Annotated in this window: 1 pseudogene; it reads right to left on the bottom strand. The window is 53.4% G+C overall.

Annotated elements, in window-relative coordinates:
* Positions 1-82: 82 nt before the first annotated feature.
* Positions 83-223 (bottom strand): annotated as a pseudogene (locus ACP7IZ_RS13875) (IS701 family transposase); the annotation flags it as partial.

Raw genomic sequence — 223 nt, 5'->3', positions numbered from 1 at the left:
CGGATAGCACTGGCCTGATGCGTTCGTCGAAAGACGGACCATCTGAGGATGTGAGAGACGGGTAGTCTGCGTTGTGCAAGTTTTACGACGAGGCGCCTGATCTCCTGAATGAACCAGCGGACAAGGACTGTCGTGTTCTGAGTTGTGTTTTTTTCGGTTTCAGTGAGTTTGCCTGGTAACGGACACTGGCCATGACGGCATAGGCCAGCATGACCAGAGAGAC

The organism is Acetobacter sp. AAB5 (genome assembly GCF_050106715.1).
GTDB classification, from domain to species: domain Bacteria; phylum Pseudomonadota; class Alphaproteobacteria; order Acetobacterales; family Acetobacteraceae; genus Acetobacter; species Acetobacter oryzifermentans.
Note: the sequence above shows the minus strand (reverse complement) of the source record. Positions and strands in the feature narration are given on the sequence as shown.